Here is a 21,188-nt window from a genome sequence, read left to right on the forward strand (position 1 = left end):
CGGGCGTGCTTGTTAGAGTCTTCTCAATCGTTGCCGCCGGTCTCCCGACCGGCGGCATGGAGCGACAGCCGAGCCCGGCACCCGCCCGCGAACGCCCGCCTGGCTTGCCGGGCGGTCCGCGGTCGCCCGGCCCCCGGTGACTGACACTGGCAACTGTCGAATGAGGAGCAATGCCCCACACCTCGGATCCTGCATGCCGGAAAATCCCGTTCTCATTCGAGTTGTATCCGCCCACATCGGATGCTGCCACCTCCGTGCTGCACGCCACTATCGAGCGGCTGGCCGCGGCCGGCCCGGAATTCATCTCGGTCACCTACGGTGCGAACGGCTCCTCCCGGCGCTCCTCCCTGGACGTGCTCACCCACATCCTGCGCACCACCACCGTGGACCCGCTGGCCCACCTCACCTGCGTGGGCTCGTCCAACGCGGAATCGAGCCAGCTGATCCGGGAGTTTCTGGACGCCGGGGTGCGGAGCTTCCTGGCCCTGCGTGGCGACCCGCCGGAAGGCATTCGGGAGGGTGAGGCCTTCCTCGGCGACCTGGGCAGCGCCGCGGAACTGGTGCAGCTGATCCACCGGGTGCAGGCCGAGCGGGTGCCGTACCGCGAGGCCGTGATCCCGGGACTCCCTGCCGCCCGCACGATCAAGCGGGAACGGGAGAAGGTACGCATCGCCGTGGCCGCCTTCCCGAACGGCCACCCGCGTTCCCGGTCGGCCACCCAGGACATCGACGCGCTCCTGGCCAAGCAGGCCGCCGGCGCCAACCTGGCGATCACGCAACTCTTCTTTCACGCCGACCACTACCTCAGCTTCATCCTGCGAGCCCGTGCCGCCGGGGTCGAATTCCCGATCCTGCCCGGGATCATGCCGGTCACGAGCCCGGCCCGCCTGCGCCGCATCCTCGAGTTGTCCGGCGAGGAACTGCCGTCCGAGCTGGCGATCGCGCTCGAGGTGGAGCCGACGAAGGAAGGCCAGCGTGAGATCGGCATCCGTCAGGCCACCGAACTGGCCCGGCAACTCATCGCCGGCGGTGCCCCCGGGCTGCACCTCTACGCCTTCAACCAGCACGAGACCGTGCTCGCCGTGCTCGACGGCTGCGGTCTGCTCACCCCCACCCTGCCTGCTTCCGCACTGCCTGCCCCTCACCCCGTCAAGGAGAACTCATGACCCACACTTCCGCCTTTCCCGCCTTTCCCGCCGGCACCATCCTGGGCTACCCGCGCATCGGGCCGCGCCGCCAACTGAAGAAGGCCGTCGAAGCGTTCTGGGCCGGATCGGTCAGCGCCGACGAGCTCGAAGCGACCGCGGCCGCCCTGCGCCAGAGCACCAGGAAGCGCCTCGTGCAGCTGGGACTCGGCCGGGACGACTCGTCCATCCCGGAATCCTTCTCCTACTACGACCAGATGTTGGATGCCCTGAGCACGGTGGGCGCCGTCCCCGCCCGGTTCGCGCATCTGCGGGGCGCGGACGGCCACCTCGACCTGGCCGGCTACTTCACCCTCGCCCGCGGCGAAGGGGAGAATCCGCCGCTGGAGATGACCAAATGGTTCGACACCAACTACCACTACCTGGTGCCGGAGATCGGCCCCGAGACCGAGTTCACCCTCGCCGGCACCCGCCTGGTGCGCGAGTTCGAGGAGGCGAAGGCGGCCGGATTCCTGACCCGGCCCGTCATCGTCGGCCCGGTCACCTTCCTGCTGCTGAGCAAGCCCAGCGACGAGGCCCCGGCCGGATTCAGTCCGCTTGACCGCCTCGACGACCTTGTGCCGGTCTACGCCGCCCTCCTGCAGCGGCTGCGCGCCGCTGGAGCCGAATGGGTGCAGCTCGACGAGCCTGCCCTGGTCAGCGAGAGCATCGACATCCCGAGAACGGATGCCCTCGCCGGCCTCCGCTTCGCCTACAACACCCTCGGCGCCCTCGCCGAGCGTCCCGCCCTGTTTGTCGCCGCGCCGTACGGCAGCCTCGACGACGCCCTACCCGTTCTTGCCATCACCCCGGTGGAAGCCATCGGGCTTGACCTCGTGCGGGGAAGCGTGCCGGCGGAGACCCCCGGACTAAACACGACCACTCTCGTGGCCGGCGTCATTGACGGCCACAATATCTGGCGCGGCGACCTGGCCGCCGCCTTCGACACGGCGGCCGGCCTGGTCCGCCTCTCGCCGCGGATCTCGGTTTCCACCTCTACCTCGCTGCTGCACGTTCCCCACGACGTCGACGACGAATCGGCGCTGGACGACGACCTGAAGACCTGGCTGGCCTTTGCGGATCAGAAGGTCGCGCAGGTTGCCACACTCGCCCGCGGCCTCAGTCTGGGCCGCCGTGCCATCGAGATCGACCTCTCTGCGGCCTCCGCGGCCCTCGACGCGCGGGGGGTGGCTCCCGGAGTCCACGATGGCGCCGTTCGGGTGCGCGCCGACGCGCTCGCTCCGGGCGACTTCACCCGGGGCGCCTACGCAGCCCGAGTGGCAGCCCAGGAGATGGCCCTCGGGCTGCCGTTCCTGCCGACGACCACGATCGGATCCTTCCCGCAGACCGGGGACATCCGTCGGGCCAGGGCGCAGCTGGTACGGGGGGTGCTGAGCACCGCGGACTACCGGGACCTGATGCGCGCCGAAATCCGTCGGGTCGTCTCGCTGCAGGAAGACATCGGCCTCGACGTGATCGTGCACGGGGAGCCGGAACGCAACGACATGGTGCAGTACTTCGCCGAGAACCTGGACGGCTTCGCGGTCACCGAGAACGGCTGGGTGCAGTCCTATGGCAGCCGGTGCGTGCGCCCGTCGATCCTCTGGGGTGACGTGTCCCGGCCGCGGCCCATCACGGTCGAGTGGTCGGCGTTCACGCAGGGGCTGACGCCCAAGCCCGTCAAGGGGATGCTCACCGGTCCGGTCACGATCCTCGCGTGGTCGTTCGTGCGCGACGACCAGCCGCTGGGCGAGACGGCCAGGCAGGTGGCCCTGGCCCTCCGGGACGAGATCGCCGACCTGGAGTCGGCCGGCATTCAGATCGTCCAGGTCGACGAGCCCGCGCTGCGGGAGCTGCTGCCGTTGAAGCAGAAGGACCAGGCGGAATACCTCGACTGGTCGGTGGGGTCCTTCCGCCTGGCGACGGCCGGTGCGGCCGCGGCCACCCAGATCCACACCCACCTCTGCTACTCGGAGTTCGGGGTGGTCATCGACGCGATCCGCAACCTGGACGCCGATGTGACCAGCATCGAGGCGGCACGCTCTCGCATGGAGGTGGTGGGCGATATCCGGTCCCAGGGCTTCGACCACGGTATCGGCCCGGGAGTGTGGGACATCCACTCGCCGCGTGTGCCGAGCGTGTCCGAACTCACCGACCTGCTCGAGCGCGCCGCGGCGGCCATCCCGGCCACCCGGCTCTGGGTGAACCCCGACTGCGGCCTCAAAACCCGCGGCTACACCGAAACCGTCCAGTCCCTGCACAACATGCTCGCCGCCACCCGCATCCTCCGCGCCCGCCTGACCTCCTCCGTCTCCGCCTGACCCCGCCTCCACCCACACAAAAGCCGGGCACGACACCAAGAACAGTGTTCGTGCCCGGCCCACAAGACCCGGCTCACAAGACCCGACCGAAATAACCATGGTGACTCAACACTCGCGCGTCTCCACGACGCTGGTCGAAACCGTTGAGACCAAGAGTCCGCCTGAAATGCTGATGTGCTTGACTGCTGATGCCCTAAACCGACCGCAGCACTGCCACAACCTTCCCCAGAATCTCGGCGTGATCGCCGACGATGGGTTCGAAGTTGGTGTTGCGGGGCAGTAGCCAGGTGTGCCCGTCGCGCTGGCGGAAGACCTTGACGGTTGCCTCGTTGTCGAGCATGGCTGCAACGATTTCACCGTTTTCGGCGGTCTTCTGCTGCCGCACGACGACCCAGTCGCCGTCCATTATGGCGGCGTCGATCATCGATTCGCCCGACACCTTGAGCATGAACAGATCGCCCTTGCCCACCAGCTGGCGGGGTAGCGGGAAAATCTCGTCGATCTGCTGTTCGGCGGTGATCGGGATGCCGGCGGCGATGCGACCGACGAGCGGAACCATGGCGGCGTCGCCGACCTGCACTCCGGTGTGGAAACTTTCCGAGGCTCCGGCCGTCGTGTCTTCGGGCGACTGCGGAATCTCGATGAGCACCTCCAGTGCTCGGGGACGGTTCGGGTCTCGGCGGAGGTAACCGCTCAGTTCCAGCTGGTTGAGCTGGTGGGTGACGCTCGACAGTGACGACAGGCCGACGGCGTCGCCGATCTCGCGCATGCTCGGCGGATAGCCGCGTTGGCTGACCGAGCGCTGGATGACGTCGAGGATGGCGAGCTGCTTCTCGCTGAGGCTCTTGCGCCGTCTGGTGCCGCCCTTGTCGCGGGGACCGCTGGTGTTCTGTGCCACGTTCGTCGCTCCTCGTTTTGATTGATGCGCTGGCAGCAAGCAGCGAATGCCGCCGATTCACGCGAATGTCGGGGGTGCCTGATTGAGTGTCAATCAACAATCGAAACTGTATCCGCGTTGAGCTCATTATACAAACATGTATTCGAGTGAGTCGGAATAAATATTTCAGAAACTACCGAATAAAGCTTGATTGTTCGAATAATCGAATATACATTCGGAACATAAGTTCGCATCCGGCTCTCCCGGCCGAGAGTCGGATGCGTCTTCTCACAGGAGGTATCACATGAGCACTGCACTTGAACGAGGCGCCCCCATCGCGACCGGACGCACCCGGCTCCGACTCACCCGGCGCGGTCGCGTCGTTTTCACGTCCCTGGCTGCCTTTCCGCTCGTGGCCGTGGCCCTGGCCGTCGCCCTCAACGGAGGCATCGCCGCCGCCGAGAACTCGACCGTCGCTCACGTGGCCTCGGCCTTCGACTACGTCACCATCAAGTCGGGGCAGTCGCTCTGGCAACTTGCCGAGACAATCGCGCCCACGTCCGATCCGCGCGAGGTGATCGCCGAGATTGTGAGCCTCAATCAGCTGCCGTCCGACAGCGTGCAGCCCGGTCAGCGGCTGGCGCTTCCGAACGACCTGTGAACTACCCGCGGCGAGCCCCCGCCGGTCTCACCCCGGTAATATTGGGGGAGTGACCAGTCTCAACGATCTGCCCCTTCGCGATAATCTGCGCGGACTCACTCCCTATGGGGCGCCGCAGTTGCACGTGCCGGTGGCTCTCAACGTGAACGAGAACACCCACGGCATCCCGGCTGAGGTGGCGCAGGACATCGTGGCGGCGTTGGCCGTGGCGGTCACGACCGTGAACCGATACCCCGATCGGGAGTTCACCGAGCTGCGGGATTCCCTCGCCCGTTATCTCGGTCACGGCCTCACCCGAAAGAACATCTGGGCCGCCAACGGTTCCAACGAGGTTCTTCAGCAGGTGCTGCAGGCCTTCGGCGGCCCGGGTCGGTCCGTGCTCGGCTTCGCGCCGACCTACTCCATGTACCCTCTGCTGGCCTCCGGCACCGGCACCCGCTGGATCGCGGGCGGTCGTGACGCAAAGTTCGAACTCTCCCCGGCCACGGCGCTCGAGTGGGTCGACCGGGTTGCCCCTGACCTCGTCTTCCTCTGCTCGCCGAACAACCCCACCGGCACGCCCCTGTCCCTGGAAACGATCGCGGCCGTCTACGATGCGAGCGACGGCATCGTTGTCGTCGACGAGGCGTACGCCGAGTTCGGGACGGATGACGCGCCAACCGCCCTGAGCCTGCTTCCCGGCCGGGAGCGCCTGCTGGTGTCCCGCACCATGAGCAAGGCGTTCGCCTTCGCCGGTGTGCGCGTCGGCTATCTGGCCGCCGATCCCGCCGTGACGGATGCCCTCCGCCTGGTTCGTCTGCCCTACCACCTGTCCGCGCTCACCCAGGCTGCCGCGGTCGCCGCGCTCGTCCACACGCCCGCGATGCTTGCCATGGTCGACGACATCCGCGGGCAGCGGGACCGCATCGTGAGCGAACTGGCCCGGCTTGGCTACACTCCGCTGCGCAGTGCGAGCAACTTCGTGCTGTTCGGCGGCGTTGAGGACCCTCGGGCCACCTTCGAGGCGCTGCTGGCGGAAGGCATCCTTGTGCGCGACGTCGGCATCCCGGGCCACCTGCGGGTCAGCGCCGGCACCGAGGCCGAGACCACGGCGTTCCTCGACGCCCTCGAGGCGCTTGGGCGGCCGTGAACGGCGCGGGCCAATAAACTAGTCGTATGAGCTTCTCTTTCGCGACCACCTCGCCCCGTTTCGCCCACCTGCAGCGCGAGACCAGCGAGTCGAGCATCGACCTGTCGCTCAATCTCGACGGCACCGGTGAGTCGGACATCCAGACGTCGGTCCCGTTCTTCGATCACCTGCTCACGGCCTTCGCGAAACACTCGTTGACCGACCTCACCGTGCGCGCCCGCGGCGATATCGAGATCGATGTGCACCACACGGTCGAGGACGTCGGCATCTTGCTCGGCCAGGCGATCAAGCAGGCTCTCGGGGACAAATCCGGCATCTCCCGCTACGGTGACGCCGTCGTGCCGCTCGACGAGGCCCTCGTACAGGCCGTCGTCGACATTTCCGGGCGCCCCTACCTCGTGCACCAGGGCGAGCCGGCCGGTTTCGAGTTCCACCTGATCGGCGGCCACTTCACCGGCTCCATGGTGCGCCACGTGTTTGAGGCTATCGCCTTCAACGGCGGCCTCACGGTGCACGTCACCGTGCAGGGCGGCCGCGACCCGCACCACATCGCCGAAGCCGAATTCAAGGCGTTCGCCCGCGCGTTCCGCCAGGCGAAGGCGCTCGACCCGCTGGTGTCCGGCGTCCCCTCGACCAAGGGTGCGCTGTGACCAGCGTCGTTGTCTTCGACTACGGCACCGGAAACGTGCACTCCGCCGTCAAGGCACTCGAACTCGCCGGGGCCGAGGTGACGCTGACCGGCGACCGCCGTCAGGCGCTTGAGGCCGACGGGCTCGTCGTGCCCGGCGTGGGCGCGTTCAGCGCCGTCATGCAGGCTCTGAAGGCGGTGCACGGCGACGAGATCATCGACCGCCGGATCGCGGGCGGACGCCCGGTGCTGGGCATCTGCGTGGGCATGCAGATCATGTTCGAGCACGGCGTCGAACGCGGCGTGGACACGGAGGGGCTGGGCGAATGGCCCGGCACCGTGACGCAGCTGACGGCGCCGGTGCTGCCGCACATGGGCTGGGACACGGTCACGCCGGGGGAGGGCTCGACGCTGTTCCATGGCCTCGAGCAGGAGCGCTTCTACTTCGTGCACTCCTACGCCGCCCAGGAATGGTCCCTCGACGTCATGCCGCCGTTCCCGAAACCGATTCTCACCTGGTCCGAGCACGGACAACCTTTCCTGGCCGCCATCGAGAACGGACCGCTTACCGCCACCCAGTTCCACCCGGAGAAATCCGGTGAGGCAGGCATCCGTCTGCTCCATAACTGGCTCGGCACAGTCAAGAACTGACCTTGACTTTTCCCTGACTGACCCGGTCGCCGCGACCATTCCCAACCGAGGACACCCATGACTGTGCATACCCCTTCCCTCCGTCTCGTTCTGCTGCCCGCCGTGGATGTGGCCGACGGCAAGGCCGTTCGCTTGACCCAGGGCGAAGCCGGCACCGAGACCAACTACGGCGACCCCGTCGACGCGGCACTTGACTGGGCCCGCCAGGGCGCCGAGTGGATCCACCTCGTCGACCTCGACGCGGCCTTCGGTCGCGGCAACAACACGGATGTCATCCGCACTGTGATCCGCGAGGTCACGGGCGTGAAGATCGAGCTCTCCGGCGGGATCCGCGACGACGCGTCGCTGGACGCGGCCCTGAACGCGGGCGTCAGCCGGATCAACCTGGGCACCGCGGCACTGGAGAACCCGGAGTGGGCGGCGCAGGTCATCGCCCGGCACGGGGACGCCGTCGCCGTCGGGCTCGACGTGCGCGGAACCACCCTCGCCGCCCGCGGCTGGACCAGGGAGGGAGGGGACCTCTGGGAGGTGCTCGCCCGTCTCGAGGAGGCTGGCTGCTCGCGCTACGTCGTCACCGATGTGACCAAGGACGGCACGCTGCAAGGCCCCAACATCGACCTGCTCCGCCAGATGATGGAGCGCACTGACCGACCGGTCGTCGCCTCCGGCGGCATCTCCAGCCTCGACGACCTCCGCGCATTGCGCGAACTTGTACCGCTCGGACTCGAAGGCGCGATCGTCGGAAAAGCCCTCTACGCGGGGGCGTTCACCCTGAGCGAGGCGCTGGATGTCGCGGGCGCGTAACCTCGGCTCCACCGGCCTTCCCGGCGGACCCGGAGGGGGCGACTCCGCCGGGCAACCGTGGGAGGGACGACAGTTTGAGCCCAACATGCACAGCGACGACGACGGGCTCGCGCCCGAGCCGCTGCTGGCGGCCGTGCGCCGCTTCCAGGCTCGGGAGGCCGGCGAAGAGACGGTGGTCGACGCCATCCGTGGCTCACGGCTGCTCGTTCCCCTGGTGACCGAACTCGGCCAATCGGGCACCACCGAGGCCGGCCTCCGCGTCGACAAGACCCAGGAACTGTCGATCATCACCGTGGCCGGGCCCGACGGCCGCACGGTGCTTCCCGTGTTCTCCTCGGTCGCGGCGATGACGGCGTGGAACACGCAGGCCCGGCCGGTCCCGGCCGACGGCGTGCGCGTCGCGCTGGCCGCGGCTCAGGAGAACACCGATCTGGTCGTGCTCGATCCGACCGCGCCCACCGAGTTCGTGGTGCGGCGCCCGGCCCTGTGGGCCATCGCCCAGTCCCTGCCCTGGACCCCCAGCTATGCCAGTCGCGACGTCGCGGATGCCTTTGCCGACTCCGTGTCCACCGAACTGAGTGTGCTCGGGGTTGAGCTGGCCCCCGGCGACCCGGCCGCCCGCCTCGCCGGACCGGAACTAATTGTGCGTCTCGAGCTCGTGGACGGTCTGACCCGCATCGAGCTCGACGCGACCCTCGCCCGGCTCGCGGCTCGCTGGTCATCGAGCGACGTCATCGCCACCCAGGTGGACTCCCTCACCGTGCAGCTGCTGCCCTCCGCCTAGGCGGCCTCTTCCATCGTCGGCGGTTCCGGGCTCCGGGTTCCGGGCCCCGCGCTCCGCGTTCCGCCCGCGCCCCCGCCCACGCCACGAACGAATTCGACGGAGATTGTGGCAAAATCGGTCCTGGATATCCGGGAAGACCCGTTTTAGCTCAGAATCTCCGTCGAATTGGTTCGAGTGGCCCGGCTCAGGCGGATCGGCGAGGATAGTCGTATGAACGAGGTTCTGCACCGATTCACCCCGGCCACCCGCGCCTGGTTCGCGCAGGCCTTCGCCGCACCCACCGAGGCCCAGCTCGGGGCGTGGGACGCCATCTCCCGGGGCTCGCACGCGCTGGTGGTGGCCCCCACCGGGTCAGGTAAGACCCTCGCCGCGTTCCTCTGGGCCATCGACCGCCTGGCCGCGGATACTGCAGAGGCCGCAGATGTCTCGGAAGCCTCGGCGCGTCCTGACCGGGTCACCGCGCCGGGAACCCGCGTGCTCTACATCTCGCCGCTCAAGGCGCTCGGCGTCGACGTGGAACGCAATCTGCGGGCCCCGCTGGTGGGCATCGTCCAGGCTGCCGAGCGTCTCGGGTTCGCCCCGCCCCGGGTGACCGTCGGCGTGCGGTCGGGGGATACCCCGGCCACGGAACGCCGAAGCTTGGTCAAAACGCCGCCGGACATCCTGATCACCACGCCAGAATCGCTGTTCCTCATGCTCACCTCGGCGGCGCGGGAATCGTTGCGCGCCGTGGACACGGTCATCATCGACGAGGTGCACGCGGTCGCGGCGAGCAAGCGCGGCGCGCACCTGGCCGTCTCACTGGAACGGCTCGACGACCTGCTCACCCGCCCGGCCCAGCGCATCGGACTGTCGGCTACCGTGCGACCGGCCGCCGAGGTCGCCCGGTTCCTCGGAGGGTCCGCACCGGTGGAGATCGTCGCACCGGTGTCGACCAAACGATTCGACCTCAGCGTGGTCGTTCCCGTCGACGACATGAGCCAGGTCGGCCCGGCACCGGTGCGGGAGGGTTCGACGGCCGCCGCCGCCCCACAGACCGGGTCCATCTGGCCGCATGTGGAAGAGGCAATCGTCGACGAGGTGCTGGCGCACACCTCCTCGATCGTGTTCGCCAACTCCCGCCGTCTGGCCGAACGGCTGACCGCGCGCTTCAACGAGATCTATGCCCAACGCCTCGAGGACGAGCTCGTGCCCGCCGCGATGCCGGCCGTGATGACCGAGCGGATGCCTGCCCTCGCGCCCGTCGGCACTGCGGCACCCGGCCCGCCGGCCGCGCTCATGGGCGCCAGCGGCCAGAGCGCCGGGGCCGAGCCGCTGCTTGCCCGCGCCCACCACGGGTCCGTCAGCAAGGAGCAGCGCGCACTGATCGAAGACGACCTGAAAGCCGGGCGGCTGCGCTGCGTGGTGGCGACGTCCAGCCTCGAACTCGGCATCGACATGGGCGCCGTCGACCTGGTCGTGCAGGTGGAGTCGCCGCCGTCCGTGGCCAGCGGGCTGCAGCGAATCGGCCGGGCCGGGCACCAGGTGGGCGAGGTCTCCCGGGGCGTGATCTTCCCCAAGCACCGGGCCGATCTCATCCACGCGGCCGTCGCCGCCGAGCGCATGGCCGCCGGCCTGATCGAATCCCTGCAGGTGCCGTCCAACCCACTCGACATCCTCGCCCAGCAGACCGTGGCGGCAACCGCCCTCGAACCCATCCACGCGGAGGAGTGGTTCGACACCGTGCGCCGCAGCGCCCCCTTCCACGCCCTCCCGCGGTCGGCCTACGAGGCCACCCTCGACCTGCTTGCCGGTCGGTATCCCTCCGACCAGTTCGCCGAGCTGCGCCCCCGCATCGTCTGGGACCGGGAGACGGGCATCCTCACCGGGCGCCCGGGCGCGCAACGGCTCGCGGTGACCAGCGGCGGCACGATCCCCGACCGCGGCCTATTCGGCGTCTTCATGGTCGGCGGCGACCAGGCCACCGGCCGCCGGGTGGGGGAGCTCGACGAGGAGATGGTCTACGAGTCCCGGGTCGGCGACGTCTTCGCCCTCGGCACGACGAGCTGGCGTATCCAGGAGATCACCCACGACCGGGTGCTCGTGCTGCCCGCCTTCGGTGAACCGGGGCGGCTGCCGTTCTGGAAGGGCGACGGCCTCGGCCGGCCGGCCGAGCTCGGTGAGGCGATCGGCGCGTTCCTGCGCGAGGTCTCGGCGCTCCCCGACGCGGAGGCCCGGGTACGCTGCCGGGCCGGCGGCCTCGACGAGCGGGCCGTTGACAACCTCCTGACCTTCCTCGCCGAGCAGCGCGCCGCGACCGGTCAGGTCCCGACCGACCGCACCCTCCTCGTCGAGCGGTTCCGAGACGAGCTCGGCGACTGGCGGGTGGTGCTGCACTCCCCGTTCGGCCTGCAGGTGCACGCGCCCTGGGCCCTCGCCGTGGGCGCCCGGGTGCGGGAGCGCTACGGTCTCGACGGGGCCTGCGTGGCCAGTGACGACGGCATCGTCGTGCGCATCCCCGACACCGAGTCCGACCCACCCGGAAGCTCCCTCTTCGTCTTCGACCCGACCGAGCTCGAACAGATGGTCACCGACGAAGTCGGCGGGTCGGCCCTGTTCGCCGCCCGGTTCCGCGAGTGCGCCGCGCGGGCACTGCTGCTCCCGCGCTACAACCCGGGCCGGCGGTCACCGCTCTGGCAGCAGCGCCAGAAGGCCGCGCAGCTGCTCGACGTGGCCCGCACCTTCCCGACCTTCCCGATCATCCTCGAAACCGTGCGCGAGTGCCTGCAGGACGTCTACGACCTGCCCGCCCTCTTGGCCCTCACCCGTCGCATCGACAGTCGCGCCCTGCGCCTGGTCGAGACCCAGACGGATGCCGCGAGCCCGTTCGCGAGCACCCTCCTCTTCGGCTACGTGGCCGCGTTCATGTACGAGGGAGATTCCCCGCTCGCCGAGCGGCGCGCCACCGCCCTCTCGCTCGATTCCAGCCTGCTGGCCGAGTTGCTCGGTCGGGTGGAGCTGCGCGAGCTGCTCGACCCGGCCGTGATCGAGCAGACCGACCTGGAACTGCAGCGGCTGCCGGCCGACCGGAAGGCGCGCGGAGTCGAGGGCATCGCCGACCTGCTCCGCGGCCTCGGACCGCTCACCACGGCGGAGGTGGCCGCCCGCCTCGACCCCGCCGTGTCACCGGGCGCCGCCGAGGGCCTGCAGGTGCTTTTCGACGCCCGGCGCATCATCCCGGTCGGTTTCGCCGGGCAGCAGTGGTGGGCGGCCATCGAAGACGCCGCCCGGCTTCGCGACGCCCTCGGCGTCCCCCTGCCGCAGGGGGTCCCGGCCGTGTTCACCGAGCCGGTGCCGGACCCGCTCGGCGACCTGGTCAGCCGGTACGCCCGCACCCACGGCCCGTTCACTCTCACCGACGTGGCCGCGCGCTTCGGGCTCGGTCCGGCCGTGGCGCTCGTCGCCCTCCGGCGGCTGGCCGGGGCCCGCCGCCTCCTCGAGGGCGAGTTCCGGCCGCACGGCACCGGCAGCGAGTGGTGCGACGCCGAGGTGCTGAGGCGCCTCCGCCGCCGCTCCCTGGCCGCGCTCCGGCACGAGGTCGAGCCGGTCGACCAGGTCACAATGGGCCGGTTCCTGCCGGCCTGGCAGCATGTGGGCGGGCGCCTGCGCGGGATCGACGGGGTCGCATCCGTGATCGAACAGTTGGAGGGGGCGCGCATCCCGGCATCCGCCTGGGAGACGCTTGTGCTGCCCTCCCGCGTCGCAGACTACCGGCCGGGCATGCTCGACGAGCTCACCAACACGGGCGAGGTGCTCTGGGCCGGCGCCGGCACGCTGGCCGGCAACGACGGCTGGATCAGCATGCACCTGCGCGACACGGCGCCGCTCACCCTGCCGCTGCCCACCCCGCTGGAGACCACTGCGCTCCAGCAGGAGATTCTGACCACCCTGGCCGGCGGCGGGGCCTTCTTCTTCCGTCAACTCGCGGATGCCGTCGGCAGCCAGGACGACGCCGGCCTCGCCGCCGCCCTCTGGGACCTGGTCTGGGCGGGACTGGTGGGCAACGACACCTTCGCCCCCGTACGCGCCCTGCTCTCCGGCGGGCGCGCGGCGCACAGCACCCGCCGGGCCGCCCCGCGAGCCCGGCTGCACGGCGGCCGCATCCCCGCGCGTGGCACCCTCCCGTCCCGCACCGGGCCACCGACCGTATCCGGGCGCTGGTCGATCGTTCCGGTCGCCGATGACTCGCCCACCCGTCGGGCGCACGCCCTTGGCGAGACCCTGCTCGAACGCTACGGCATCGTCACCCGGGGCGCGGTGATGGGGGAGGGCGTGACGGGCGGCTTCGCCCTCGTCTACCGCACCCTCAGCGGCTTCGAGGAGATGGGGCGGTGCCGGCGCGGCTACTTCATCGAGGGTCTCGGGGCCGCCCAGTTCGCCACGGTCGGCACGATCGACCGGCTGCGCTCCTACGTCGCCGAGGCACAGCATCCGGAACCGGTGGCGATCACCCTCGCCGCCACCGACCCGGCGAACCCCTACGGCTCGGTGCTGCCCTGGCCTCCGCTGCCCGAGGGCACCGGGCACCGCCCCGGACGGAAGGCCGGCGCGCTGGTCGTGCTCGTCGACGGGGCCCTGGTGCTCTACGTCGAACGCGGCGGCAAGACCGTGCTCGCGTTCGACGGAGCGGCCGGGAACAAAGCGGCCGGGAACGGTGCCGACGGGAACGGTGCCGACGGGAACCGTGCCGACGGGAACCGTGAACCCGCCGTCGAAAATGGCGGACCGACTGCGGTCCTGACCCTCGCCGCGGCGACCCTTGCCGGCACGGTCACCGCTGGGCGGGTTCCGAAGCTCGGCGTGGAGACCGTCAACGGCGTGTTCGTGATCGGAACAGCGGTGGGCACCGCCCTGCTCGCGGCCGGATTCGGCGTAACCCCGCGGGGAGTGAAGCTGCATGCCTGAGGGTGACACCGTCTACCGCACCGCGTGGAACCTCGACCAGGCCCTGCACGGAGCCCGGCTCACCCGCTGCGACGTGCGGGTGCCGGCGTTCGCCACCGTCGACCTGACCGGGCAGACCGTGCACGAGGTTCTCAGTCGCGGGAAGCACCTGCTGATGCGCGTAGGGGAGGCCAGCATCCACTCTCACCTGAAAATGGAGGGGTCGTGGCACCTCTACCGTCATGGGAGCGCCTGGCGCCGCCCCGCGTTCCAGGCGCGCATCGTTCTCGAGACGGTGGAGTGGGTGGCTGTGGGCTTCGAACTCGGGCTGCTCGAGGTGGTGCCGCTCAATCAGGAGGCCGCGCTCCTCGACTACCTCGGACCTGACCTCCTCGGCCCCGACTGGGATGCGGCCGAAGCCGTGCGTCGCCTCGAATCACGTCCCGCGCAACCCATCGCGGTGGCGCTCGCCGACCAGGGCAACCTCGCCGGGCTCGGCAACGTTTACGTGAACGAGCTGGGTTTTCTTCGCGGCCTGCTGCCGTCCCGGCCGGTGGCCGAGGTGACGGATGTCCTGGGCCTCGTCGCCCTCGCCCGCCGCCTGATCCTGGCGAACCGTGACCGCACGGAGCGGATCACGACCGGCAATGCCCGGCGCGGCATGCAGAGCTGGGTCTACGGCCGCGCCGGCCAGCCCTGCAGGCGCTGCGGTACCGCGGTCGAGCAGGGCCGGCTCGGCCGCACCGAGCTCGAATTGCGGGTCACCTACTGGTGCCCGCGCTGCCAGACCTGAGGTCGTGGCCCCGTAGCGGCTCTGGCCCGAACCAATTCGACCACAGAAACCCCCGCCGGAGTCGACGGGTTTTCTACGGTGCTAGGTCACTTCAGGGAGCCGCACCGCGACCCATCCGAGCCGGCTGTTCGTCCCTAGTTGACCGGCCCGGTGAACTTTTCTCCCGGACCCTGGCCGATCGCGTCGGGGATGGCCGAGGCCTCCCGGAAGGCCAGCTGCAGCGATCGCAGACCGTCGCGCAGGCTGCGCGCGTGCATGTCGGCGATGTCGGGGGCCGCGGCGGTGATCAGGCCGGCGAGGGCCGTGATCAGCTTGCGCGCCTCGTCGAGGTCGGTCTGGTTCTCCGGGTCGTCGGCCAGGCCCACCTTGACCGCGGCGGCGCTCATCAGGTGAACGGATGCCGTCGTGATGATCTCCACGGCCGGCACGTCGGCGATATCGCGTGTTGCCTGGGCTGCATCCTGCTCGTTGCTGTTGGTCACTGCATTCCTCTGTTAGACTCGACCGGGCTCCGAGATGCAAGTCTCGGTACGAAAGTGGATAATCTCCCACCCGCGCATACCGCTTCATATAGGTTACCGGGTAGTTGCACTCCGCCTTCGCGGCGCTGGACTCCAACAGGAATCCGCTCCACGTGGGTAGACAGGGTGTCGTCTGTGGTATTCGGGCAGTTTTCTCCGACAATCCAGACGCGTTTTTCCTCTCTTCGTCTCCGGGCGACATCCGTCTCCTGGCTGTAGCCACGATGCATGAGAAGAGGAGAGACGCATCAGCGATCCCCGTACAAATGACCGTATCCGCGTCCCCGAAGTCCGTCTCGTTGGTCCTAACGGCGAGCAGGTTGGGGTCGTGGCCATCGATGTTGCGCTGCGCCTTGCACAGGAGGCCGATCTTGACCTCGTCGAGGTTGCACCGACCTCGAAGCCGCCCGTTGCCAAGATCATGGACTACGGCAAGTTCAAGTACGAGGCTGCGCAGAAGGCCAAGGAGGCCCGGCGCAACCAGGCGAACACGATCCTGAAAGAGGTTCGTTTCCGTCTCAAGATTGATAAGCACGACTACGAGACCAAGCGCAAGCGCGCCGAGGGCTTCCTGAAGGCCGGTGACAAGGTCAAGGCCATGATTCTGTTCCGTGGCCGCGAACAGTCCCGTCCCGACCAGGGCGTACGTCTGCTCCAAAAATTTGCCGAGGATGTCGCCGAGTTCGGTTCCGTGGAATCGAGCCCGACCATTGACGGTCGAAACATGGTCATGGTCGTTGGCCCGCTGAAGAACAAAGCGGAAGCCAAGGCCGAGATCAACGCACACAAGGCTGCCGATCGGGCAGAAAAGGTTGCCGACAAGGCTGACAAAGTTGCTGATAAGGCAGCGAAACTGGAGGAAAAAGATGCCTAAGATGAAGACCCACTCCGGGACGAAGAAACGCTTCAAGGTCACCGGTTCCGGCAAGATCATGAAGCAGCAGGCCGGCCTGCGCCACAACCTCGAGGTCAAGAGCACCCAGCGCAAGTCCCGCCTGAACCACGACCAGGTGCTCGCCAAGGCCGACACCAAGGTCATCAAGAAGCTTCTCGGTCGCTAGACCCGTACCCCGTAAGGAACTAAGAAAATGGCAAGAGTCAAGAGGGCCGTAAACGCCCATAAGAGCCGTCGCGTTATTCTCGAGCGCGCCAAGGGTTACCGCGGTCAGCGCTCGCGTCTGGTCACCAAGGCCAAGGAGCAGCTCACTCACTCCTTTACCTATAGCTACCGTGACCGTCGTGCACGCAAGGGTGACTTCCGTCGCCTGTGGATCCAGCGGATCAACGCTGCGTCCCGCGCGAACGGCCTGACCTACAACCGTCTGATCCAGGGTCTCGCCCTGGCCGGCATTCAGGTCGACCGTCGCATCCTGGCCGAGCTGGCCGTCAACGAGCCCGCCACGTTCGCGGCCATCGTCGAGAGCGCCAAGGCAGCACTGCCCGCCGACACGTCGGCACCCCGGGTCGCCGCGTAGCTGTCAGCCGGCACCAGCACTATCACGCACTCTCCACGGGAGCGGGCCCCGCGCCCGCTCCCGTTTTGCGTGCCCGGGGCCGGTTCGCCGGGTCGCCGCGTGTGCCCCGAGCGGGAACACAGCCGCCCCGCCCCGGCAAGTAAGCTGGAGGCATGTTAGATAATCCCCGTTCTCCGCGCGTGCGGGCTGTCGCGAAACTGGCGAATCGAGCCGCTCGCTCCGAGGCGGGGCTGTTCCTCCTGGAAGGCCCCCAGTCGGTCTCCGAGGCCCTCAACTTCCGGCCCGACCTTGTTGTGGAGCTCTTCGTGACCCCCACCGCCCTCGAGCGGCACCCCGAGATCGCCCAGGTCGCCCAAGAGGTGGGCGCCGAGCTCGAATTCGTCACCGAGCAGGTGCTCGAAACGATGGCCGACACGGTCACGCCGCAGGGTTTCATCGCGGTGTGCCGTCAGTTTCCCACCTCGGTCAAGGACATCTTCGCCAACGAGCCCAAGCTCATCGCCATCCTCGAAGAGGTGCGCGACCCCGGAAACGCCGGCACCATCATCCGTGCCGCGGATGCCGCCGGCGCCGACGCCGTGATCCTCACCGGCCGCAGCGTGGACCTGTACAACCCGAAGGTCGTGCGCTCCTCGACCGGCTCGATCTTCCACCTCCCCGTCGCCGTCAGCGCGACGCTCTCCGACGTGCGCGAACGGGCCCGGTCCGCCGGCCTGCAGATCTTCGCCGCCGACGTCAAGGGCACCGATTTGCTCGCTGCCCGCACCGAGGGGCTTCTGGTCGCTCCGACGGCGTGGCTGTTCGGCAACGAAGCCCGCGGACTGACCGACGAAGATCTCGCCGTGGTCGACCGGTCCATTTCTGTTCCCATCTACGGTCACGCCGAATCGATGAACTTGGCGACGGCCGCCAGTGTTTGCCTGTATGAAAGCGCATTTGCTCAGCGCAGCTGATTATCACAGCTCGGTAACCACCGGCTTGGTGGTTCTGAGAAACCCTGTTCTAGCCTAGGTTTGGGACATGGAGCCTACAGAATCTGCGCCGGCGACGTCCAACATCACGGTGTTGCGCGGTGAGCCTCTCGTCGTGATCAGTGACGTGGACAAGCACTACGGTGACCTTCACGTGCTGAAGAAGATCAACGCCGTGGTCAACCGCGGCGAGGTCGTGGTGGTGATCGGGCCGAGTGGCTCCGGCAAGTCCACCCTCTGCCGGGCCATCAACCGGCTCGAGACCATCGACGCGGGCGTCATCACGATCGACGGCGTCAAGCTGCCGGCCGAGGGCAAGGCGCTGGCCAAGCTGCGCGCGGACGTCGGAATGGTGTTCCAGGCGTTCAACCTCTTTGCCCACAAGACCGTCCTCGAGAACGTCACCCTCGGGCCGATCAAGGTGCGCGGCCTGTCGAAGGCCGAGGCCGAGAAAAAGGCCATGGTCCTCCTCGAGCGCGTCGGCGTGGCCAACCAGGCCAAGAAGATGCCTGCCCAGCTCTCCGGTGGACAGCAGCAGAGGGTCGCGATCGCACGGGCTCTCGCCATGGACCCGAAGGTCATCCTGCTCGACGAGCCCACCAGTGCGCTCGACCCCGAGATGATCAACGAGGTGCTCGAGGTCATGATCAACCTGGCTAACGACGGCATGACCATGATCGTCGTCACGCATGAGATGGGCTTCGCCCGCCGCGCCGCCGACCGGGTCATCTTCATGGCCGAGGGCGAGATCGTCGAGGAGACCACGCCCGAGCAGTTCTTCACCAACCCACAGAGCTCGAGAGCGAAGGACTTCCTCTCCAAAATACTTGCCCACTAACCGGTGTGCAGGACGACACAGCAATCAGGAGATACCCATGAGACTCACTAAAGGTCTAATGATTTCGGCCATTGCCCTCGCGAGCGTTCTCACGTTGAGCGGATGTACCGATTCCGCCCAGACGCCCGAGGCCGCACCGGTCGAGGAAACGGTTGAGTTCGAAGCCGGCACCTCCATGGCCGCGTTGAACGAGGCCGGGGCGATCACCATCGGCACCAAGTTCGACCAGCCGCTGTTCGGCCTCAAGGGCCCGGACAACAACCCGGTCGGCTTCGACGTCGAGATCGGCAAGCTCATCGCCGCGAAACTCGGCATCTCCGCCGACAAGATCAAGTGGACCGAGACCGTCTCGGCCAACCGCGAGCCCTTCCTCCAGAACGGCCAGGTTGACCTTGTCGTCGCGACCTACACGATCAACGACACCCGCAAGGAGGTCGTCGACTTCGCCGGACCGTACTACCAGGCCGGCCAGGACCTGCTTGTGCTCGCCGGCAACCCCGACAAGATCACCGGCCCGGAGGACCTCGCCGGCAAGCCCGTCTGCACCGTGAGCGGCTCGACGTCGGAGAAGAACATCGCCGCGTACTCCGACAACGTGATCGCGACCGACACCTACTCCAACTGCTTGGGCCCGCTCCGCAGCGGCGAGGTTGTCGCCGTGACCACGGACAACGTTATCCTGGCCGGCCTCGCCGACCAGAACGCCGGTGAGTTCGAGGTTGTCGACAACCCCTTCACCAAGGAGCCCTACGGCATCGGCCTGAAGAAGGACGACACCGAGTTCCGCACCTTCATCAACGATGTGCTCGATGAGGCGTACGAGGATGGCACGTGGGCCGAAGCCTGGGAAGCGACCGCCGGTACCGTGCTCGAGACCCCGACCCCGCCGGCAGTCGACCGGTACTAGTCGCCGAAAGCAGCACCTGCTGATCGGGGCGGCCGCGCCGCACAGGCGGCCGCCTCGACCAGCACCTTTTTCCTGGTACCCGCACGACCCACCCGCACGACATCCAGATAGTCACTACAGAAGAGGAGGTGAGTTGTGGAAGCAGTCATCGAAAACCTGCCCCTGTTTCTGGAGGGCTTCAGAAATACATTGGGCCTTCTGCTTCTGGCCGGCACGGGAGCGCTCGTGTTCGGCATCATCATCGCTGCCATGCGCATCTCGCCCGTCGCATCCCTGCGCGGATTCGCCACCGTCTACACCGAGATCGTGCGCAACACCCCGCTCACGCTGGTGCTGTTCTTCTGCGCCTACATCCTGCCCTACCTCCAGTTCAGCCCAGGCTACTTCGTGCTCGCCACGATCGGACTCACCGTCTACACCTCGCCGTTCGTCGCCGAAGCCCTGCGCTCGGGCGTCAACGGTGTGCACGTGGGTCAGGCCGAGGCCGCCCGCAGCGTGGGTCTGACCTTCACGCAGACCCTCTCGTTCGTCGTCATGCCCCAGGCGGTGCGCATGGTCATCCCGCCGCTCATCAATGTGTTCATCGCCCTGACGAAGAACACCTCGGTCGCCGGTGCCTTCTTCGTCTTCGAACTCTTCGGCGCCGCCCGTAAGATCACCAACGATCGCGGCGATGAGGTGCTCGCGATCTTGCTCGCCGTCGCAGTCTTCTACCTCCTGGTCACCATCTCGCTCGGCCTGATCGCCGGTCGGGTCGAGAAGAAGGTGGCGGTTCTCCGATGACTTCCGTGCTTTACGACGCTCCGGGCCCCAAGGCCATCTTCCGTTCCCGGCTGTTCTCCGTGGTGGCCGGCCTTGTCATCGCCGCCGGCCTGGTCTGGCTGATCCTGGCGCTGGGTGCGCCCAAGACCAGCGCCAACGGCGCCGTTCAGCCGGGCCTCTGGGACGTCTCCCGGTGGGACGTCTTCGCCGACCGCGAGGTCTGGCGCACGCTCGGCCGCGGAGCGCTGAACACCCTCCGAATGGCCGGCGTCGCCGCCGCGTTCGCCCTGGTGCTCGGTGTGCTGTTCTCCTTCGGGCGCGTCTCCGACACTAAATGGATTCGGATCCCGACCACGGTCGTGCTCGAATTCGTGCGCGGCATGCCCGTACTGCTGATGATGCTTTTCATCCTCCTCGTCTTCTCCACCGGCTCCTTCTGGGCCGGTGTCGCCGCCCTCTCCGTCTATAACGGCGCGATCATCGGCGAGGCGCTGCGGGCCGGCATCAAAAGCCTGCCTCGCGGCCAGCGCGAGGCTGGGCTGGCCATCGGGCTCACGCCCGTGGCAACCCGGTTCCGGATCGAGTTCCCGCAGGCGTTCCGGCAGATGCTGCCGATCATCATCGCGCAGCTCGTCGTGCTCCTCAAGGACACGTCCCTGGCGTTCGTGGTCGGCTACGAGGAGCTCCTCCGCAGCGGGCTGTACAACCTGACGAACTTTTTCGGCAGCCGGTACTCCTTCTCCTTCTTCCTCGTCGTGCTCGCGATCTACCTGACGATGAACCTACTGCTCTCCTGGCTGGCCCGCGTCATCGCCCGCCGCACCGGTTCCAAGTCCGGCGGCGTCACCACGGACACGAAGGCGCCGCCTGAGAAGCCCCTCGATCCCGAGGTGGTCTACCCCGCTGCGCTCGGCAACCAGATGGGCGCCCGGGGGCTTTAGCGGCACTAAACTTATGCC

The 21,188-nt window shown here is 68.1% G+C and carries 20 protein-coding genes; 18 read left to right on the forward strand and 2 right to left on the reverse strand.

Features of this window, described 5'->3' with window-relative positions:
- Positions 1 to 170: 170 nt before the first annotated feature.
- Together E3O28_RS09870 and metE are read left to right on the forward strand one after the other, a co-directional pair.
- The gene (locus E3O28_RS09870) at positions 171 to 1,166 is read left to right on the forward strand and encodes a methylenetetrahydrofolate reductase (RefSeq protein ID WP_104101195.1); all 996 of its coding nucleotides are present in this window, start codon (positions 171 to 173) and stop codon (positions 1,164 to 1,166) included.
- Positions 1,163 to 3,505, forward strand: coding sequence for a 5-methyltetrahydropteroyltriglutamate--homocysteine S-methyltransferase (gene metE, locus E3O28_RS09875; protein WP_134401898.1), 2,343 nt, complete (start codon positions 1,163 to 1,165; stop codon positions 3,503 to 3,505). The genes E3O28_RS09870 and metE overlap by 4 nt, the downstream gene beginning before the upstream one ends.
- A 193-nt stretch (positions 3,506 to 3,698) precedes the next feature.
- Here the strand turns inward: metE and lexA are convergent, their stop codons facing one another.
- Positions 3,699 to 4,403 (reverse strand): transcriptional repressor LexA, encoded by a 705-nt coding sequence (gene lexA / locus E3O28_RS09880; RefSeq protein WP_104101199.1) that lies wholly within the window; start codon positions 4,401 to 4,403, stop codon positions 3,699 to 3,701.
- Positions 4,404 to 4,686: 283 nt separating this feature from the next.
- Between lexA and E3O28_RS09885 the strand changes: the two genes are divergently transcribed.
- The 8 genes from E3O28_RS09885 to E3O28_RS09920 all read left to right on the forward strand — a co-directional run bounded on the left by E3O28_RS09885 (position 4,687) and on the right by E3O28_RS09920 (position 14,755).
- Positions 4,687 to 5,043 carry a LysM peptidoglycan-binding domain-containing protein gene (locus E3O28_RS09885; protein ID WP_104101202.1) on the forward strand — a complete coding sequence of 119 codons (357 nt, stop codon included), beginning with the start codon at positions 4,687 to 4,689 and terminating at the stop codon, positions 5,041 to 5,043.
- 49 nt (positions 5,044 to 5,092) lie between these two features.
- Positions 5,093 to 6,172 carry a histidinol-phosphate transaminase gene (locus tag E3O28_RS09890; RefSeq protein WP_104101204.1) on the forward strand — a complete coding sequence of 360 codons (1,080 nt, stop codon included), beginning with the start codon at positions 5,093 to 5,095 and terminating at the stop codon, positions 6,170 to 6,172.
- A 26-nt stretch (positions 6,173 to 6,198) separates the two neighbouring features.
- The gene (hisB, locus tag E3O28_RS09895; protein ID WP_104101207.1) at positions 6,199 to 6,822 is read left to right on the forward strand and encodes an imidazoleglycerol-phosphate dehydratase HisB; all 624 of its coding nucleotides are present in this window, start codon (positions 6,199 to 6,201) and stop codon (positions 6,820 to 6,822) included.
- Positions 6,819 to 7,451, forward strand: coding sequence for an imidazole glycerol phosphate synthase subunit HisH (gene hisH / locus E3O28_RS09900; RefSeq protein ID WP_104101211.1), 633 nt, complete (start codon positions 6,819 to 6,821; stop codon positions 7,449 to 7,451). The genes hisB and hisH overlap by 4 nt, the downstream gene beginning before the upstream one ends.
- A gap of 57 nt (positions 7,452 to 7,508) precedes the next feature.
- The gene (gene priA / locus E3O28_RS09905) at positions 7,509 to 8,255 is read left to right on the forward strand and encodes a bifunctional 1-(5-phosphoribosyl)-5-((5-phosphoribosylamino)methylideneamino)imidazole-4-carboxamide isomerase/phosphoribosylanthranilate isomerase PriA (RefSeq protein ID WP_134342198.1); all 747 of its coding nucleotides are present in this window, start codon (positions 7,509 to 7,511) and stop codon (positions 8,253 to 8,255) included.
- Complete coding sequence (locus E3O28_RS09910) at positions 8,239 to 9,039, forward strand: SseB family protein (protein ID WP_104101218.1); 801 nt, start codon at positions 8,239 to 8,241, stop codon at positions 9,037 to 9,039. Before priA ends, E3O28_RS09910 begins: the two co-directional genes overlap by 17 nt.
- 210 nt (positions 9,040 to 9,249) lie before the next feature.
- Positions 9,250 to 13,983 (forward strand): ATP-dependent helicase, encoded by a 4,734-nt coding sequence (locus tag E3O28_RS09915; protein WP_104101220.1) that lies wholly within the window; start codon positions 9,250 to 9,252, stop codon positions 13,981 to 13,983.
- Positions 13,976 to 14,755 (forward strand): DNA-formamidopyrimidine glycosylase family protein, encoded by a 780-nt coding sequence (locus E3O28_RS09920; RefSeq protein ID WP_104101222.1) that lies wholly within the window; start codon positions 13,976 to 13,978, stop codon positions 14,753 to 14,755. The genes E3O28_RS09915 and E3O28_RS09920 overlap by 8 nt, the downstream gene beginning before the upstream one ends.
- Before the next feature lie 134 nt (positions 14,756 to 14,889).
- Here the strand turns inward: E3O28_RS09920 and E3O28_RS09925 are convergent, their stop codons facing one another.
- Entirely contained in the window at positions 14,890 to 15,237 is a 348-nt protein-coding gene (locus E3O28_RS09925; RefSeq protein WP_104101224.1) for a DUF1844 domain-containing protein, read from the reverse strand.
- A gap of 286 nt (positions 15,238 to 15,523) precedes the next feature.
- Here E3O28_RS09925 and infC point away from each other — a divergent pair, with 286 nt between their 5' ends.
- The 8 genes from infC to E3O28_RS09965 all read left to right on the forward strand — a co-directional run bounded on the left by infC (position 15,524) and on the right by E3O28_RS09965 (position 21,170).
- Complete coding sequence (infC, locus tag E3O28_RS09930) at positions 15,524 to 16,150, forward strand: translation initiation factor IF-3 (RefSeq protein WP_104101226.1); 627 nt, start codon at positions 15,524 to 15,526, stop codon at positions 16,148 to 16,150.
- Entirely contained in the window at positions 16,143 to 16,337 is a 195-nt protein-coding gene (rpmI, locus tag E3O28_RS09935; RefSeq protein WP_104101228.1) for a 50S ribosomal protein L35, read from the forward strand. Before infC ends, rpmI begins: the two co-directional genes overlap by 8 nt.
- 27 nt (positions 16,338 to 16,364) lie before the next feature.
- Positions 16,365 to 16,751, forward strand: a complete 387-nt coding sequence (gene rplT, locus E3O28_RS09940; protein ID WP_104101231.1) for a 50S ribosomal protein L20 — start codon at positions 16,365 to 16,367, stop codon at positions 16,749 to 16,751.
- A gap of 152 nt (positions 16,752 to 16,903) precedes the next feature.
- Entirely contained in the window at positions 16,904 to 17,704 is an 801-nt protein-coding gene (locus tag E3O28_RS09945) for an RNA methyltransferase (protein WP_104101233.1), read from the forward strand.
- A 67-nt stretch (positions 17,705 to 17,771) separates the two neighbouring features.
- Positions 17,772 to 18,560 carry an amino acid ABC transporter ATP-binding protein gene (locus tag E3O28_RS09950; protein WP_104101236.1) on the forward strand — a complete coding sequence of 263 codons (789 nt, stop codon included), beginning with the start codon at positions 17,772 to 17,774 and terminating at the stop codon, positions 18,558 to 18,560.
- A gap of 37 nt (positions 18,561 to 18,597) precedes the next feature.
- Entirely contained in the window at positions 18,598 to 19,467 is an 870-nt protein-coding gene (locus E3O28_RS09955) for a glutamate ABC transporter substrate-binding protein (protein ID WP_104101238.1), read from the forward strand.
- A gap of 135 nt (positions 19,468 to 19,602) precedes the next feature.
- Positions 19,603 to 20,250, forward strand: a complete 648-nt coding sequence (locus E3O28_RS09960) for an amino acid ABC transporter permease (protein ID WP_104101240.1) — start codon at positions 19,603 to 19,605, stop codon at positions 20,248 to 20,250.
- A complete protein-coding gene (locus E3O28_RS09965) occupies positions 20,247 to 21,170 on the forward strand; it encodes an amino acid ABC transporter permease (protein ID WP_104101242.1) in 924 nt (307 codons plus the stop codon). The genes E3O28_RS09960 and E3O28_RS09965 overlap by 4 nt, the downstream gene beginning before the upstream one ends.
- Positions 21,171 to 21,188 lie beyond the last annotated feature (18 nt).

The organism is Cryobacterium sp. TMT2-14 (assembly GCF_004402465.1).
GTDB lineage: Bacteria > Actinomycetota > Actinomycetes > Actinomycetales > Microbacteriaceae > Cryobacterium > Cryobacterium sandaracinum.

Bases quoted from the DNA above. Each gene is read 5' to 3' on its own strand.
- E3O28_RS09870 (WP_104101195.1), top strand. From the start codon at position 171: ATGCCCCACACCTCGGATCCTGCATGCCGGAAAATCCCGTTCTCATTC.
- metE (WP_134401898.1), top strand. From the start codon at position 1,163: ATGACCCACACTTCCGCCTTTCCCGCCTTTCCCGCCGGCACCATCCTG.
- E3O28_RS09885 (WP_104101202.1), top strand. From the start codon at position 4,687: ATGAGCACTGCACTTGAACGAGGCGCCCCCATCGCGACCGGACGCACC.
- hisB (WP_104101207.1), top strand. From the start codon at position 6,199: ATGAGCTTCTCTTTCGCGACCACCTCGCCCCGTTTCGCCCACCTGCAG.
- priA (WP_134342198.1), top strand. From the start codon at position 7,509: ATGACTGTGCATACCCCTTCCCTCCGTCTCGTTCTGCTGCCCGCCGTG.
- E3O28_RS09910 (WP_104101218.1), top strand. From the start codon at position 8,239: ATGTCGCGGGCGCGTAACCTCGGCTCCACCGGCCTTCCCGGCGGACCC.
- E3O28_RS09915 (WP_104101220.1), top strand. From the start codon at position 9,250: ATGAACGAGGTTCTGCACCGATTCACCCCGGCCACCCGCGCCTGGTTC.
- E3O28_RS09920 (WP_104101222.1), top strand. From the start codon at position 13,976: ATGCCTGAGGGTGACACCGTCTACCGCACCGCGTGGAACCTCGACCAG.
- rpmI (WP_104101228.1), top strand. From the start codon at position 16,143: ATGCCTAAGATGAAGACCCACTCCGGGACGAAGAAACGCTTCAAGGTC.
- rplT (WP_104101231.1), top strand. From the start codon at position 16,365: ATGGCAAGAGTCAAGAGGGCCGTAAACGCCCATAAGAGCCGTCGCGTT.
- E3O28_RS09945 (WP_104101233.1), top strand. From the start codon at position 16,904: ATGTTAGATAATCCCCGTTCTCCGCGCGTGCGGGCTGTCGCGAAACTG.
- E3O28_RS09950 (WP_104101236.1), top strand. From the start codon at position 17,772: ATGGAGCCTACAGAATCTGCGCCGGCGACGTCCAACATCACGGTGTTG.
- E3O28_RS09955 (WP_104101238.1), top strand. From the start codon at position 18,598: ATGAGACTCACTAAAGGTCTAATGATTTCGGCCATTGCCCTCGCGAGC.
- E3O28_RS09965 (WP_104101242.1), top strand. From the start codon at position 20,247: ATGACTTCCGTGCTTTACGACGCTCCGGGCCCCAAGGCCATCTTCCGT.